General features: G+C 42.0%; 17 protein-coding genes and 2 pseudogenes. 10 read left to right on the top strand and 9 right to left on the bottom strand.

Annotated elements, in window-relative coordinates; genetic code table 11:
- Positions 1–87 precede the first annotated feature (87 nt).
- The 3 genes and pseudogenes from WS44_RS05150 (at position 88) to WS44_RS05145 (ending at position 1,074) form a co-directional block, all read left to right on the top strand.
- The gene (locus WS44_RS05150; RefSeq protein ID WP_014565997.1) at positions 88–498 is read left to right on the top strand and encodes an ASCH domain-containing protein; all 411 of its coding nucleotides are present in this window, start codon (positions 88–90) and stop codon (positions 496–498) included.
- Between the two features lie 52 nt (positions 499–550).
- Positions 551–706: pseudogene (locus WS44_RS09965) on the top strand (peptide ABC transporter substrate-binding protein); the annotation flags it as partial.
- 5 nt (positions 707–711) lie between these two features.
- Positions 712–1,074 (top strand): CAP domain-containing protein, encoded by a 363-nt coding sequence (locus WS44_RS05145; protein ID WP_046433501.1) that lies wholly within the window; start codon positions 712–714, stop codon positions 1,072–1,074.
- A gap of 305 nt (positions 1,075–1,379) precedes the next feature.
- Here the strand turns inward: WS44_RS05145 and WS44_RS05140 are convergent, their stop codons facing one another.
- The 3 genes from WS44_RS05140 to WS44_RS05130 are packed head-to-tail and all read right to left on the bottom strand — an operon-like array spanning position 1,380 to position 3,260.
- Positions 1,380–1,703 carry a metal-sulfur cluster assembly factor gene (locus WS44_RS05140; protein WP_013642220.1) on the bottom strand — a complete coding sequence of 108 codons (324 nt, stop codon included), beginning with the start codon at positions 1,701–1,703 and terminating at the stop codon, positions 1,380–1,382.
- The gene (sdaAA, locus tag WS44_RS05135) at positions 1,703–2,584 is read right to left on the bottom strand and encodes an L-serine ammonia-lyase, iron-sulfur-dependent, subunit alpha (protein ID WP_046433499.1); all 882 of its coding nucleotides are present in this window, start codon (positions 2,582–2,584) and stop codon (positions 1,703–1,705) included. Before sdaAA ends, WS44_RS05140 begins: the two co-directional genes overlap by 1 nt.
- Before the next feature lie 13 nt (positions 2,585–2,597).
- Positions 2,598–3,260 (bottom strand): serine dehydratase beta chain, encoded by a 663-nt coding sequence (locus tag WS44_RS05130; protein WP_046433498.1) that lies wholly within the window; start codon positions 3,258–3,260, stop codon positions 2,598–2,600.
- A 226-nt stretch (positions 3,261–3,486) separates the two neighbouring features.
- On the opposite strand from WS44_RS05130, the gene WS44_RS05125 reads away from it, so the two are divergent.
- From WS44_RS05125 to WS44_RS05115, 3 genes are all read left to right on the top strand, one after another.
- Positions 3,487–3,780, top strand: coding sequence for a hypothetical protein (locus WS44_RS05125; RefSeq protein WP_013438308.1), 294 nt, complete (start codon positions 3,487–3,489; stop codon positions 3,778–3,780).
- 101 nt (positions 3,781–3,881) lie between these two features.
- A complete protein-coding gene (locus WS44_RS05120; protein WP_014565994.1) occupies positions 3,882–4,178 on the top strand; it encodes a hypothetical protein in 297 nt (98 codons plus the stop codon).
- Between the two features lie 65 nt (positions 4,179–4,243).
- Positions 4,244–4,762 (top strand): GNAT family protein, encoded by a 519-nt coding sequence (locus WS44_RS05115; protein WP_046433496.1) that lies wholly within the window; start codon positions 4,244–4,246, stop codon positions 4,760–4,762.
- A 50-nt stretch (positions 4,763–4,812) separates the two neighbouring features.
- On the opposite strand, the pseudogene WS44_RS09960 reads toward WS44_RS05115, so the two are convergent.
- The 6 genes and pseudogenes from WS44_RS09960 to pyrF all read right to left on the bottom strand — a co-directional run.
- Positions 4,813–4,959 (bottom strand): annotated as a pseudogene (locus WS44_RS09960) (matrixin family metalloprotease); the annotation flags it as partial.
- On the bottom strand, positions 4,896–5,174 hold the full coding sequence (locus WS44_RS05110; RefSeq protein ID WP_014565993.1) for a hypothetical protein: 279 nt from the start codon (positions 5,172–5,174) through the stop codon (positions 4,896–4,898). The pseudogene WS44_RS09960 and the gene WS44_RS05110, both read right to left, overlap by 64 nt.
- A gap of 40 nt (positions 5,175–5,214) precedes the next feature.
- The gene (locus WS44_RS05105; protein WP_014565992.1) at positions 5,215–6,549 is read right to left on the bottom strand and encodes a ClC family H(+)/Cl(-) exchange transporter; all 1,335 of its coding nucleotides are present in this window, start codon (positions 6,547–6,549) and stop codon (positions 5,215–5,217) included.
- A 96-nt stretch (positions 6,550–6,645) separates the two neighbouring features.
- Positions 6,646–9,267: a cation-translocating P-type ATPase gene (locus WS44_RS05100; protein ID WP_046433491.1), complete on the bottom strand. Its 2,622-nt coding sequence runs from the start codon at positions 9,265–9,267 to the stop codon at positions 6,646–6,648.
- 523 nt (positions 9,268–9,790) lie between these two features.
- The gene (pyrE, locus tag WS44_RS05095; protein WP_013642214.1) at positions 9,791–10,429 is read right to left on the bottom strand and encodes an orotate phosphoribosyltransferase; all 639 of its coding nucleotides are present in this window, start codon (positions 10,427–10,429) and stop codon (positions 9,791–9,793) included.
- Position 10,430: 1 nt separating this feature from the next.
- Entirely contained in the window at positions 10,431–11,138 is a 708-nt protein-coding gene (gene pyrF, locus WS44_RS05090) for an orotidine-5'-phosphate decarboxylase (RefSeq protein ID WP_013438300.1), read from the bottom strand.
- A 254-nt stretch (positions 11,139–11,392) separates the two neighbouring features.
- Between pyrF and WS44_RS05085 the strand changes: the two genes are divergently transcribed.
- The 4 genes from WS44_RS05085 (at position 11,393) to WS44_RS05070 (ending at position 15,412) form a co-directional block, all read left to right on the top strand.
- Complete coding sequence (locus WS44_RS05085; protein ID WP_013438299.1) at positions 11,393–12,316, top strand: dihydroorotate dehydrogenase; 924 nt, start codon at positions 11,393–11,395, stop codon at positions 12,314–12,316.
- Positions 12,317–12,490: 174 nt separating this feature from the next.
- On the top strand, positions 12,491–13,033 hold the full coding sequence (gene pyrR / locus WS44_RS05080) for a bifunctional pyr operon transcriptional regulator/uracil phosphoribosyltransferase PyrR (protein WP_013438298.1): 543 nt from the start codon (positions 12,491–12,493) through the stop codon (positions 13,031–13,033).
- A gap of 145 nt (positions 13,034–13,178) precedes the next feature.
- Positions 13,179–14,135 carry an aspartate carbamoyltransferase catalytic subunit gene (locus WS44_RS05075; RefSeq protein ID WP_013438297.1) on the top strand — a complete coding sequence of 319 codons (957 nt, stop codon included), beginning with the start codon at positions 13,179–13,181 and terminating at the stop codon, positions 14,133–14,135.
- A complete protein-coding gene (locus WS44_RS05070; RefSeq protein ID WP_046433488.1) occupies positions 14,135–15,412 on the top strand; it encodes a dihydroorotase in 1,278 nt (425 codons plus the stop codon). Before WS44_RS05075 ends, WS44_RS05070 begins: the two co-directional genes overlap by 1 nt.

Below are 15,412 nucleotides of genomic sequence, written 5' to 3'. Positions count from 1 at the left end.
ATTAGTAAAAGGATGTATCCCTCTTTTTTAGTTGGTTTTGTATAAAACAATAATTTTAGTGCTAGCTAAGCAAAATAGGAGGCAGCAATGAAGGCACTATCGGTACGTGGCGATTACATCATGGATATAATTGCCGGCAAGAAGAAAATTGAATATAGAACGTGGAAAACAAACTATCGTGGACCACTTCTGATGTGTTCGACTGCTAAAAAGGTGGCAGGTGCTGCACCTGGTTACGCAATTTGTGTCGTGAATTTGAAGAGCATTCAATATGTTCCATTTGAAGATCTCTATTATTGGAATATCGAACTTGTCGATGTGATCAAGCCGATTCATGTGAAGGGTCAGCTGAAGCTTTTCAACGTTGATGATGATCTGATTAAGCCGATTAGCAGAAAAGAATTTGAATTGGAAGTACGGCCGTTAATTTATATGCCAAAGAGAAGGAAGAAAAGTAATAAAAAAATTATTCCAAATGTATTTAGAATAGTTAAATAAATGAAAAATTTGTCGCTCAATGTCAATGACAGCTTTTTACTATGCATCCCCCTATGACAAACTTGACCACGACGATAAAGGCATCGACATGTTTATGGCTTCATGGTCACTTTCAAGTGAACCTTCACCAAGGGGGATGTACAGTGAGACCAACCCAATGAATGATTCAAGATTTGCTACCAAGGAAAACAACAAGTTGCTTGATGAAAAGGTTTGCCAAAGCTTACTGTTAAGCCAAGTTTGCAAGCTTATGCTGAAACTCGTGCGCAAGAAGTCGTTAACAAGTTCTCACACATTCGTCCAAACGGCAAGAGAACTGCATACGAAGAAAACATTGCTTTGAACAGCGTTCAAGTTTCAACTACATCTAAGGAAGCTGCTAAGGTACTTCTTGACGAATTTATCTACCACGACCAAGCTTCAAACTGGGCTCACAGAAAGTCACTTTTGAGCAAGGCTAACAAGACTATCGGTGTTGGTTTTGCATTTGAAGCTAAGCCTGGTATGGCAACTCAAGGCAACAAGTATCCTGATTACTTAGGTGACCGTATTGCTGTTGATTTGCAAACTCACTAATTAAATAAAAAGAATATAAAAAATGCTTAGTACCTAGTTGGTATTAAGCATTTTTGTTTAGCTTATAATGAGCATTCTCCAGAATTGACTACTGGTGTACCAGTTGTGCGGCTGAATTGCGACCAGGCTGGCGATAATGATTAAAAGGCCTGCCATTGAGATCGAAATGGAAAAGATGAAGTTAGTGAAATTGGCAGGGTAGCTGCTTTTGCGACATCCCCTGAAGATGTAAAGTGCAAGACCCACGAAAAAGAAACCTACAAAAATTCCGATTTGATACCAAATATCCATTACTACTCCCTTAATTAATCCTTCTTTTCATAGCCAAAATACTTCTTTGCGGCGTCGCTCATACGGTCCGGCGACCAAACCGGATACCAGACAAATTCTACGTCCACGTTTTTTACTTCTTCAACTTTTTTAACTTCTTTAGTGATTGCATCGATTAAAAAGCCGGTCAAGGGACAGGCTGGAGTGGTCAAAGTCATGTTGATTAAGCAGATGCCATCTTCGTCCAAGTCGATACCATAGATTAAGCCTAAATTAACCACGTCGACGTTTAATTCAGGGTCGATCACCTGAGCGAGGTGGTTAATGATGTCGTTTTTGATTGTTTCGCCGTCTCTCATTATGCATCCTCACCAAAAATCTTTGCTTTGATTGCTTGTCCGGTTGGCGTACCAGCTAAGCCGCCGATTCCTGTTTCGCGTAGGGATGCTGGCATTTGGTGGCCAACTTTTTTCATGGCATCGATACATTCGTCAGCCGGAATTACACTAGTGCATCCCGCCAGCGCCATATCTGCCGCAATCAAGGCGTTCCCAGCACCAATCGCATTTCTTTTCACGCAAGGCACTTCAACCAGTCCTGCAATAGGGTCACAAACAAGGCCAAGCAAATTCGACATTGCAATCGATAAAGCCTGTGCACTTTGTTCGGCGGTGCCGCCAGCTGCTTCAACTGCCGCAGCCGCACCCATGGCAGAGGCAGAGCCTACTTCAGCTTGGCAGCCACCAGTAGCACCAGCGATTTCGGCGTTGTTGGCGATCACCATGCCCAAGCCACCGGCAGTGAACAAGAAGTGAATCATTTGCTCCTCAGTTAAGTTGAGTCGTTTTTCTAATAAAAACAAGACACCAGGTAAGGTGCCGGATGAACCCGCTGTTGGCGTAGCACAAATGACACCCATTGCCGCATTAACTTCGTTAGTTGCAACAGCATTCTGTACGGCAGTCATGATCGTATCGCCAGAAAGGGTGTGGCCTTTCTCAATATATTTCTTGATCTTCACGGCCTCACCGCCAGTTAAGCCAGTGCTAGAAAACACACCATTGCCGCTGCGACCTTTTTTCACCGCATCGCGCATGGTTTCCAGATTGTATTTCATTTTATTCCAGACTTTTTCACGAGGTAAGCCTGACATTTGGCATTCTTGCTCAATGATCAATTCAGAGATAGGTTTGCCTGTTTTTTCGGAGTCGGCGACAATTTCTTTAATGTGGTTGTACATGATTTCTTCCTATCTATAAACAAATGATGTGAGGATATTTCTTCCGTAATTCACCAGTTAAGGCTGGTTTGAAGTAATTTTGGATATCGTACTCATAGATGTAACAAGCGTGCGACTTGTAGATTCTTTTTTCCTTAAAAGGGGCCTTGAGTTTCAAAAAGTCAGATAAGGATCTCTCGTGATTAAGTTTTCTCTCAAAATCAACTAAGATCACGATTGGTAGAGAACCAGCTGGCTTGATGTTGATGCCGTGTAAGACGATCTCGCGCACTTCGATGGCACCGCCACCGATAGAGCAGCCTGATAATTGGGCCTTCTTTTCACCATCTGACATGTCCAAAATCGCAGTGTTAGGGTGGCCGATGGGGCTTTGGCCTTCTTCTTCAACAAAGCGAATATCGATTCCGCGTTGGTGCGCAATCTCAGGTGCTCGCGGCACACGCAAATCCTCTGTAGTAAAGCCCAAGATTCCTGCAGCGATGGCATAGTCAGTACCATGTCCGCGGTGCGTTTGCGCAAAAGAGCCATAATAATGAACAGTAACTTTTTTAGGTACGCCGCCGAACAAGCGGTTTCCTTCACGGCCAATGGCTACGGCACCGGCAGTGTGTGAGCTTGACGGTCCGACCATGACAGGTCCGATGATGTCAAAGACGCTCTTGTAACGATTCTCCATTGTAAGATCCCCTAATGTATTATAATTTTCGTTTCTCATTATAACGGATAATGGGAAAATGATAAGTAAAGATTGCGATGATTTTCAATATTTTGAGAAATAGAGTAATCGTAATTACTGTAATTATAATTACTAAAATCTAACTAAAATAAAAATTTTTTATTCTTATACATTTTCAGTATAATTTAGTAGCATAATAAAGATCGTTTTTAGAGAAGGATAAATTATGACTAACGAAAAAGACAAATTGAAGCAAAATTTAGAGAAGGTTGCTGAAGAACGCGGCGACCAGCAAGCAGTATCTTATCAAGACTTGTTCAGTCCAATGTTCATGCAAAAGAATACCAGCTTTGCTACGATTGATGTGTTTGTAAGAGAACTTGGCTTGAAGGACTTCCAAGAGATCGAAAAGATTGATGACAAAGTAATCGACGATTTTGTCAAAAAAGAGACGAAATTTAATAATTGGCAAGAAATGCAACAGCGTGCGGTAAGCGAATACATGACTAGCTTATTTTAATAAAAAGTAACCCCTAAAGTCGGTTATTAGTTGATAAGAATGGTATCATTAATATAGTAGTAAATATATATTTTTGGCGTAGAAAGAAAAGGAAGAGAACGATGGAAGATAAAGAAATTGTTCAACAGATTGAACAGGGCGTCAAAGAATCAGAAAATTGGAGTGTATATCACCACTTAAAGGATAAGTTAGGTTATCCAGCATTGATGTTGCGTCAAACTAACACAAGTGCAAATAGTTTCGGCGTAAACATCGATATCTTTAAAGGATATGCTTACTTGTTCTTGGACAATGGTACACCTGCAGAACCTGGCAAGCCTTTCTCAGTGCAAGAGATGTCAGATTGGGTAGCTTTGAAAGAACTGCTTGACATCATTAAGCCTTATATAAAAAAATAAATCCATAAAAAATACGAATTTGCCATTGTGACAAATTCGTTTTTATTTGTGGGAAAGGGATCAGAATGCAAAAGTACACAAGATTAGCAACTAAAGATGACTTGGCTGAGATTATGGCTATTATTGGGGATGCCAAGGTATTTTTGAAAAAGTCAGGCAGCACGCAATGGCAAAATGGCTATCCAAATGAAGAATCAATTTTAGATGATATTAAGAATGGCGATGGATATGTCTTAGTAGTTGGCGATAAGGTGGCTGGCTACACTGCCGCAATTACTGGTGTAGATCCCCATTATCTGAAAATTGAAGGTGGCAGCTGGAGCGACAACGATGATCCTTATACAAAGATTCACCGCATTTGCTTGAGTTCAAATTATCAAGGTCAAGGCTTAAGTAGGATCTTCATGTCAGATATCATCAGTTTGGAATATGCGACCGGTGTCAGAAACTTCCGTGTTGATACCCACCGTTTGAATAAGCCAATGCAAAAGCTAGCAACCGGCAACGGTTTTGAATATCGTGGTATTATCCAAGTCGATGATGAAGTTGATCCAGACCGCTTGGCTTACGAATTAAATATGTAGAAAATAAAAAGCCCATAATTGCTACAAGAAGTAACAATTATGCGGCTTTTTTACTTTTCGTTATAAAGAGCTTTAACAGCATCGATATCACATTGTTGGATGGTGTAAGCACGTTGATCAGTAATTGCAGAATTCATAACTGATGGTTGACTGTCGTTGTGCTCCAAACCAATAGCGTGACCCAATTCGTGTTCAGCACAGACAATGCAATTTCTGGATTTACTTGATCCAAGAAGAAGTTGTTAAGTGAAATGATTGAACCGTAGAGGTAGCCACGTGGTACAGCAGGTAGTTGTGTGATACCAGCCCAACCAGTGTTGCTGTAGTTACCAGCGTTCACAATGATGTTGGCTTTGCGATAATCAGTAACTTGCTTAAAGTTGATGGCTTTAGTATCGTTCCAAGCATTCATTGATACATCGGCTTTCTATTTAATTTTTTGCATTATCTAACTATTTGTAACCCATTTGCAAGCGTAAGGCCTCGTAAATTGGCTTGCCGCCAAGCAAGTCGAGTACGTAGTAAGAAATAAATGTAACGATGATTAATGGCAAGACTTGTTGGACAGTACCGACCATTTCGGTTAACAGCATGATCGCAGTAAAGGGTGCTTTTTCGATCGCGCCAAAGTAGGCGGCCATTGAAATAACCAAGATGTGAACGAAGCACATTGACGGAATGATGCCTAATTTAATCATGACGTTGGCACAGATCATGCCTAAGATCGCACCTAAAACCAGGATCGGCATGAAGATACCGCCAGGCACTGATGAACCATAAGACAGCATTGAGAAGACAAAACGAATGACGAAGAGAATGATAGGGATAATTACCAAACTCCATGGTCCAAGCAGTAATTGTGTGTCGAGCTTATGGTTGGACAAATCAGTGATCAAAACGTGTGAACCACCGAGCAGGTGAGAATTCCAAAGACCAACTGGAATAATCGAGATCAAAGGAATAATGCTGTGGTAGTAAGCAGGAATCTTCTTAAGTTTACTGAAGATGGGCTTCAAGCTAAGCAATGTATATTGGTAGCCGTAAGCTAAAAGTCCTAATACAATACCGATAATTGGCAAAGTCCAGTAGGCATTGATTGGGAAGTAGCCGCGAACTGGCAAGTATAAACATGGCTTGTTACCGAAGAACAGAATAGTCATGAAGTCAGCTGAGAAGCTGGCGGCTAAAATTGAGACCACCTTTTTGGGTTTAAAGCTGAAGGAGATTTCTTCAACTAAGAACATTGCGCCGGCAATTGGTGCACTAAAGGCAGCCGCAAGTCCTGCCGCAACACCACATTCTTGCAGTTCCTTAATTTGATCTTTGTCTGATTCAAAGATGCTTTCGGCTAACCCTTGTCCAACCATGGCACCCATTTCAATACATGGACCTTCACGTCCCAGCATCAGGCCAGGGCAGATTGCCAGCAGACCACCAACAAATTTACGCCATAAGATTGACCACCATGGCATCTTGTTTTCACCTAAGAAAACAGCTTCAATTTGCGGTACACCAGAACCGACTAATTGATTCAAATATGGTTTAGTGATGTGACCTAGTACAAGGCAGATAACGATCATCAAGATAACATAGGGCACAAGCCACATTGGTTGTGCCGCCATCTTCGGGTAAATAAAGTTGAGGATCTGCATCGTATGGTCAATTACCCAGCGAAAGACGCTTACGATTAGACCGGTGATGATGCCTACAAGAATCGCCCGGTACAGGTGATAAGACATGTCACTGGAAAACGGTCTTCTTAAAATTTGTTTTGCAGTTTTTATCATAATCATTTCCTTATTGCTGAAGTTTAGTACAACTTTATCTTATCACATGCAAACAGCCCTTGTTCAGGGCTGTTTGCATGTGATATTGAATAAAAATTATCTATTTTCTTGAACTACTTTAACAATTTGAATGATGATAGTAGGCATTAATGCTAACCCGATAATCCAAAGAAGTTGGGTGTTAGTCAATGGAGTTACAGCGAACAAACTGTGAAGACCTGGTACAAATAAAATTAAAGCTAATAATAATGTACCAACTGCAAAGGCAGCCAAGCTGTACCAGTTGTTCTTAAAGCCAATCTTGAAAATGCTGTGCTGTGAACGGCAGTTGAAACCATGAAGCAAACGAGCAAAAGTCAAAGTTGAGAAGGCCATGGTACATGCGACAGCGGCACTAGTTTGACGACCAATCATGAAGGCAGCGATAACGCCAACTGAGATAATGATCCCCTGAAGAGTTACTTTGGTTATTAAGCTCTTATCAAGGATGCCGACTTTAGGATCACGTGGTTTTCTATCAAGAATGTCTGGTGCACCAGGCTCCATCCCGATTGCCAAAGCTGGAAGGGAGTCGGTTACCAAGTTGATGAACAAAAGCTGAACTGCGATAAATGGCACTGGAAAGCCACCAATTGAGGCAAACAAAACAGTGATGATCGCAGATAAGTTACCTGAAAGAAGATACATAATTGCGTTCTTAATATTTTCAAAAACGGTCCGACCATTGGCAACAGCCTTGATTATTGTAGCGAAGTTGTCGTCGGCCAAGATCATGCTGGCTGCATCTTTTGATACTTCGGTACCGGTGATTCCCATAGCAACACCAATGTCGGCTTTCTTCAAGGCAGGGGCGTCGTTGACGCCATCACCAGTCATAGAAACAATCTTGTCCTTCTTTTGCCATGCGTTAACGATGCGGATTTTGTTTTCTGGCGATACACGGGCATAAACGGCGATCTTTTCAATCTTTTGTTCAAGTTCTTCGTCGCTCATCTTATCAAGTTCGAGACCAGTAACGGCAATGTCGCCATCGCTAAAGATACCGATCTTTTTGGCAATGGCAACGGCAGTAACCTTGTGGTCACCAGTGATCATGACAGTACGGATACCGGCTTTTTTAGCACGGGCAACAGCTTCAATACTTTCTTCACGAGGTGGGTCCATTTCGGAAACCAAACCAATGAAGGTAAAGCCGTGTTCTGTCTCAGGAGCAAGATCTTCGTCTTTTTCCTTGTAGGCAAAGGTTAAAACACGCAAACCATTTTCTGAGAAGTGTTCGTTTTGAGCTAAAATCTTCTTTCTATCTTCATCAGTTATTGGGCGAACTTCATCGCCGATACGGATGTTGTCACAGCGGTCAAGCAAGACGTCGATGGCACCCTTAACGAAGATAGTAGGTACAGTGTGAATCAAGTGCTTGGTACTCATCAACTTACGGTCAGAGTCAAATGGCACTTCTTGTTGACGAGTTAAAAGACCACGCAAGTCATTTTCAGATAAACCAAGTTGGTTATTGCCAAGGTCAATGCCTGGCACCTTGCGGTACATTTCAAGTAAGGCTGATTCGGTTGGGTCACCGATGCTCTTGCCGTCTTTTAAGCTTGAGTCGTTGTTTAATACTGCGTCGTATAAAAGGTAGCGGTGTAATTGATTGCCTAAGTCTAGTTGATCAGGCTTTAAGACTTCGCCACCAATGTAGATGTCTTCAACGGTCATCTTGTTTTGGGTTAGAGTACCGGTTTTATCGGAACAAATAACGGAAACGGAACCTAAAGATTCAACGGCAGCCAAGTTCTTGATAATGGCATTTTCTTTGGCCATCTTTTGTGTACCCATAGCTTGCACGATGGTTACGATTGAACTCAAGGCTTCAGGAATTGCGGCTACAGCTAAGGCAACTGCAAAAAGAAGTGCATCCATAATCGGTTGACCGCGCCAGATTTGCAAGCCAAGTACGATGGCACAAATGATCAAAATTGCCGTGGCCAGTTTGGATGAGAACTTATCAAGTGAGACTTGAAGTGGGGTACGACGTTCCTTAGTTTCATTCATCAAGGAAGCGATCTTACCGATCTCGGTGTTCATCCCCGTGCCGGTAACTAACACATTAGCGCGGCCGTAAGTAACTAGTGAACTTGAGTAAACCATGTTGAGACGGTCACCCAATGGGATTTCATGATCGAAGTCAACGTCGGCCTTATCGATATTGGTTGATTCACCGGTTAAAGAACTTTCGTTAACTTGCAGAGAATAGTTATCCAAAATTCGTCCATCGGCAGTAACCATGTCGCCGGCTTCCAAAAGCATGATGTCGCCAGGTACAACGTCTTTTGAATCGATTTCGATCTTTTCACCATTGCGCAGAACTTTGGCACTAGGTGAGGACAGCGACTTGAGCGATTCAAGCGATTTTTCTGCTTTAACGTGCTGCACCGTTCCTAAAATTGCGTTTAAGATCAGTACGGCAATGATAACCAGCGTACTTTCTAAATCACCAGTAAAGGCAGAAATAACTGCGGCGATGATCAAGATGATGACCATCAAATCTTTGAACTGCTCTAAGAAAACTTGAAAGGCCGTTTTCTTTTTGCCTTCAACTAAGGCGTTTTTACCGTATTTGGCTAAGTTTTCTTCAGCCTGCTTAGTCGATAAACCATCGCTGCCGGTTTTAAACTCTTTTAAAACCTCGTCCTTGGTCTGTAAATAATACTGTTTCATATAATCCTCCAGAATTGGGAGTGTCTAGACAAAAAAAGAGACCATGCCCAAACTTAAAAAAGTTTATGCATAGTCTCACCATTTAAATTTACAGCGGAAATTGCTTTCGTGATATGACGCCGTAAATACAATTATTTGTCGGTTACTCCCTATATGTATATTAAAATTAAATCATACGACATTGTTCTTGGCAATAAAAAAATAATATAATTAAAAATCATGAATTGAAGGGGAAAATATGAATAAGGTGATTTTGCCGCGCAAACGCTGGCAACAGATCTTTAACGTGCAAATGATTTTTGCACTAATCGTAACAATTTTAGAAATGATTCCTAAGCGAGGACACACTGCAGGTAATATTTTTCAGTTAGTATTCTTATGCTTAGTCATTTGTTTAAATTTTTACGTTCAATTTAAGCGTAAAAATCCTAGCAAGCTTAATCATGAGATTACTCGCTGGATAAATCTCTGGCTGTTTAACGGTTATTTCATTGATGTCTGGTTAGCAACGGGTAATTATTTATTACTTTTCAAATTTCTTGCCCCATGCCCATGGATCCTCGTGCCAGGTCTTCAAGACATCGTATTGTTCGCTTGAGATATGGCCTGATTCGTTTTCCTTCTTGAGAAGTTCTGGGTAGGAAAGAAGCGGAGCATACTTAACGCCGCTCTTAGCAAAGTTTTCCTTGGCGTCTGGCAAGTAGTAGGTGAAGATTGAAGATACGCCGATTACGTTGCCACCGTCTTTTTCAGTTGCCTTAACAGCGTTCAAAACTGAGCCACCAGTAGTGATTAAGTCGTCAATTAAAACGATCTTGTCGTCTTTTGAAAAGCAACCTTCGATTTGACGACCCTTGCCATGATCCTTTGGTTTTGGACGAACGTAGATCATTGGCAAATGAAGCTTGTCAGCAACCCAAGCTGCGTGAGGAATACCGGCAGTAGCGACACCACCGATGATGGTTGCTTCAGGAAATTCTTTTGCAATTAAGTTAGCTAAGTCACTGGCAATCATGTCGCGTAATTCTGGGTAAGAAACAGTCAAACGCAAGTCAGTGTAGATTGGTGAAAGCATCCCACTTGCATAGGTAAATGGTTTGTCAGGTGAGATAGTGATGATTTTTTCTTGGATAAGTTGAGAAATAATTTGATCTTTATGCATTTTAATTAAACTCCTTCTTGATTGCTTCATAAGCAGCTTCTGGATCACTGGCTAAAGTGATAGGACGGCCAACAACGATGGCACTTGAACCCCATTCCTTAGCATCGGCTGGTGTTGCAACTCTTGATTGGTCATCTTTAGCGTTGCCCTTTGGACGAATGCCAGGAGTGACATATAAGAAATCGTCGCCGATTGCTTCGTGCAATTCTTTGACTTCAAGTGGTGAACAGATAACGCCGTCTGCACCAGCAGCTTTTGCCATCTTGGCCAGGCTGAGTACTTGTTTGTCCATTGGTAAAGAACAGTTTTGTTCGTGGGCTAAAACATCGTCTGAAATTGAAGTCAATTCAGTGACAGCCAAAAGCTTAGGTACGCTCTTGCCAGCGGGTGTGCCAGCGATTAAACCGTCTTTAGCGGCCTTGATCATTTGACTGCCGCCAAGTGCGTGCACCGTAGTAAAGGTAATGCCGAGTTTTGCCAAAGCCTTAGCACCGTTATAAACAGTGTTTGGAATATCATGCATCTTAAGGTCTAAGAAGATCTTGTAGCCTTGATCGGTTAATTCTTTAACTACGCCAATGCCGGCGTTGTAAAACAATTCCATGCCGACTTTGATAAAGACGTTTTCCGGTTTGCCAAGTTTTGCCAGAATTTCGTGTAATTTTTCTTCATTGTCCAAATCAAGGGCAACAATTACAGGTCTACTCATTTTTTTCCTCCACAAAAAAAGTCTATACGTGGCGCAGAGAGACACCAGGTATAGACTTTCCCCAGATAATTTAAGTCAATATTTTGAACTTGCGGTCTCTCTGTACCGTTTAAAGTTTGATCAAAACGAAGTTTAACACCATCGAAAATAAAATACAAATAAAATTTTGAACTTTGAAAAAATGAAAAAGGCGTGTACAATCTGTTCTAAAAAATAAGCGAATGTCCGTGAGCATTCATTTTTGGAGGAAAATTATGACAAATACACGCGTAAGTTTACCAGGATTAGATTTGAAGAACCCAGTGATGCCAGCAAGTGGTACCTTTGGCTTTGGTGATGTGCCAGCAGCTAAGAAGTTCGATTTAAACGAATTGGGTGCGATGGTGATCAAGACCACGACGCCACATGCGACAACCGGTAATCCGCAACCACAGATCGCTGTTTTAGACGACGGCGTTTTAAACTCAGTTGGTTTAACTAACCCAGGTGTTGACGTAGTAATTAGTGAGAAACTTGTTCCACTTAGAAAACAATATCCAGACCTGCCAATTATGGCTAGTGTGGGTGGCGATAGCGAAGACGACTACGTTGAAGTCGCTAAGAAGTTGTCTGACTCAGGTTTAGTTAATGCACTCGAAATCAACGTTTCTTGTCCTAACGTTGATCGCGGCGGTATGAGCTTTGGTGTGCATCCTGACGTCGTTGAAGAGTTAACCCAGAAAATCAAAAACGTGGTCAACGTTCCAATCTACGTTAAACTAACACCAAACGTCACTGATGTAGTTACTATCGCCAAAGCTGCCGAAAAGGGCGGTGCTGATGGTCTTTCCATGATCAACACTTTGCTTGGTATGGACATTGATGTGAAAACGAGAAAGCCAGTGCTTGGTCACAACATGGGTGGTCTCTCCGGTGAAGCTGTTAAACCAGTTGCTCTGCGCATGATTGCCCAAGTTCACCAAAGTGTGAACTTACCAATCATCGGTATGGGCGGCATTAGTTCAGCCGAAGACGTCGTCAAATTCATGCTTGCCGGTGCCAGTGCTGTTGCCGTAGGGACTGCTCATTTCCACGACAGCATCGCCTCCAAGCATATTGCAGATAGTTTGCCAGTCGAACTTAAAAAATTAGGCGTTGACGATATCAACGATTTAGTCGGTCAAGTTAAATTCAATTAATTCCTTGACAAACGCTGTCATTTACAGTAACTTTAAAGCAATGAATGTCCTTTAAAATTAGTCCCGTGAGGCTAGCAAGGCAGGCTTAAATTAAGTTTCGACTTTACAGAAAGCTCCTAGTCTCAGAGAAGACTGGGAGCTTTTTTCATGGGCAAAAATTAGGAGGCTGTTAAATTGGCAAAAGAAATTCAGGATGCGCTTGCAATGAAGCGTGCGCTAACGCGTATTACTTACGAAATCATCGAACAAAATAAGGGTACCGATGATCTAGTATTAGTTGGGATCAAGACACGTGGTGTTTACCTAGCTGACCGCATCCATGACAGAATTCAAAAACTTGAAGGCGTTGATGTTCCGGTCGGTGAACTTGACATCACCCTTTACCGTGATGACCGTCATGATGCATCCTTGAAGCAAGATCCAGTTGTTAACTCTGATCAAGTTAGTGTCGACATCGATGACAAGCACGTTGTCTTGATCGACGATGTTATCTACACCGGTCGAACAATTAGAGCTGCGATGGATGCCTTGATGCACGTTGGTCGACCAAGTTCGATCAGAGTGGCAGTTTTGGTTGACCGTGGTCACCGTGAATTGCCAATCCGTGCAGACTTTGTTGGTAAAAACATTCCAACTTCTGCCGACGAACAAGTCGCTGTTAATGTAGTTGAAAAGGACGGCAAGGATTCAGTTGAACTGAAGGCTTTGCCAAAATAAAAAATAGAAAAAGTAAATAATTCAACCATTTAATTGACTCCAGAGAGGGCCAGAAGGGTTGCTTAGTTTTTCGCATACAAAAGTGCGAAGAAAAAGCCTGGAGCAATTAAATGCTTCAGGCTTTTTTTGATAGAAAGAATCGAAAATGGAAAATTTAAATCTTGTCAGTTTACCACATTTTGTTAGTGTTGAAAATTTGCATGTTGATGAAGTAGAGGCTTTGATCAAGCGAGCAGAATACTTCAAAAAAGGCGGTGCAACGCCTCGCTTAACCAAGCCGGTATACGTGACCAACATGTTCTTTGAAGACTCAAGCAGAACACATACGAGTTTTGAAATGGCTGAAAGAAAGTTGGGATTAACAGTTATCCCATTTGATCCAGCTCACTCATCAGTTAATAAAGGTGAAACTTTATACGACACTTCACTCATCATGAATGCCTTAGGTGTTGATCTTGAAGTGATCCGCCACTCACAAAATGAGTACTACAACGATTTGATCAACTTAAAAGATCACCAACACTTAAACATCGGTGTGATCAACGCAGGTGATGGTAGTGGTCAACACCCTAGTCAATGTATGCTCGACATGATGACCATCCACGAACACTTCGGCCACTTCAAAGGCTTAAAAGTAGCCATCGTCGGCGACATCACTAACTCAAGAGTCGCAAAAAGTGACATGGAACTGCTTACCAGATTAGGCGCAGAAGTCTACTTCTCAGGTCCAAGCTACTGGTATTCAAAGGAATTTGATAAATACGGTAAGTATGAAGAATTAGACAAGTTGATCCCTGACATGGATGTCATGATGCTGCTTAGAGTACAACATGAACGTCATGCAGGTGATCCTAATGAAAAGAAATTTGATGCAAAAGCATACCATGAAAAATATGGCATCAACCACAAACGTTACAATGAATTAAAGCCAGATACAATCATCATGCACCCAGGTCCAATTAACCACGACGTTGAACTTAGCGGTGACTTGGTCGAAAGCGACAAGTGTATGTTTGTCCGTCAAATGCAAAACGGCGTCTTCATGAGAATGGTCATGATTGAAGCAGTATTACGCGGAAGAAAGCTCGGAGGTCTCGAATAATGACAACAGTAATTAAGAACGGTACCGCTTATCAAAATGGTCGCTTAGTTAAAGCAGATGTTTTAATTGACGGTCAAAAAATTAAAGCAATCGGTACTGATTTAACAGGTGACAAAGTAATTGATGCTAAAGGTAAGTTAGTCAGCCCCGGCTTAGTTGATGTCCACGTTCACTACCGCGATCCTGGTCAAACTTATAAGGAAGATATTAGGACAGGTAGCGAAGCTGCAGCCCGCGGTGGTTTTACCACAGTCGGTGCCATGCCAAATGTCACTCCTGTACCTAACACACCAGAATTAATGGAAAAGATGGTTGAGGAAAACAAGAAGAAGGGCATCGTTCACGTCTTCCAATACGGTCCAATCACTAATGATGAAACAACTGATGTCATTCCTGATTATGCCGCTTTGAAAAAAGCTGGTGCTTTTGCCTTAAGTAATGACGGCCACGGCGTGCAAACCGCCCAAACTATGTACCTGGCTATGCAAAAAGCTAAGGAAAACAACTTGATTGTCGCAACTCATGCTCAAGATGATTCATTGTTTGATCACGGCATCGTCAACGCCGGAAAAACCGCAGAAAGGTTGAACTTGCCACCTGTTACTGAGCTTGCGGAAACTACGCAGATTGCGCGTGACTTGCTCTTAGCGCAAAAGACTGGCGTGCACTACCACATCTGCCACGTTTCAACTAAAACGAGCGTTGAACTGGTCCGTATGGCAAAGGCCCGCGGCATCAACGTCACTTGTGAAGTCGCACCGCACCATATTTTGTTAACTGATGACGATATTCCAAAGGACAACGGCTACTACAAGATGAATCCACCTTTGAGAAATAAGGAAGATCAAGCAGCTTTGTTAGTTGGGTTACTTGATGGCACAATTGATTTGATTGCCACTGACCATGCGCCTCACGCTAAGAAAGAAAAGCAAGGCGGGATGAAAGGTGCCGCATTTGGAATCACAGGCAGCGAAACAGCTTTAAGTACCTTGTACACCAAGTTTGTAAAAAACGAAAAAGTCTTTACGCTTGAACAATTATTATCATGGCTCAGCGATAAGCCAGCTAAGACCTTCGGCCTTAAAAACGCCGGTGTGCTCGAACCAGGAAGGCCTGCTGATATTGCTATCTTTGATCTTGAGCATGAAAAAGAAATCAAGGAAGCAGACTTTAAGTCTAAGGGTGTCAATACACCATTTACCGGCCACAAGGTTTATGGTTCAACAGTGATGACAATGGTTGACGGTAAAGTTGTCTACCAGGAAGGAGCAGAGTAA

The organism is Lactobacillus sp. N54.MGS-719 (assembly GCF_000980505.1).
In the GTDB taxonomy this organism is placed as follows: Bacteria; Bacillota; Bacilli; order Lactobacillales; family Lactobacillaceae; genus Lactobacillus; species Lactobacillus amylovorus.
The sequence above is the reverse complement of the archived record's forward strand: the minus strand, read 5'-3'. Positions and strand labels throughout refer to the sequence as shown.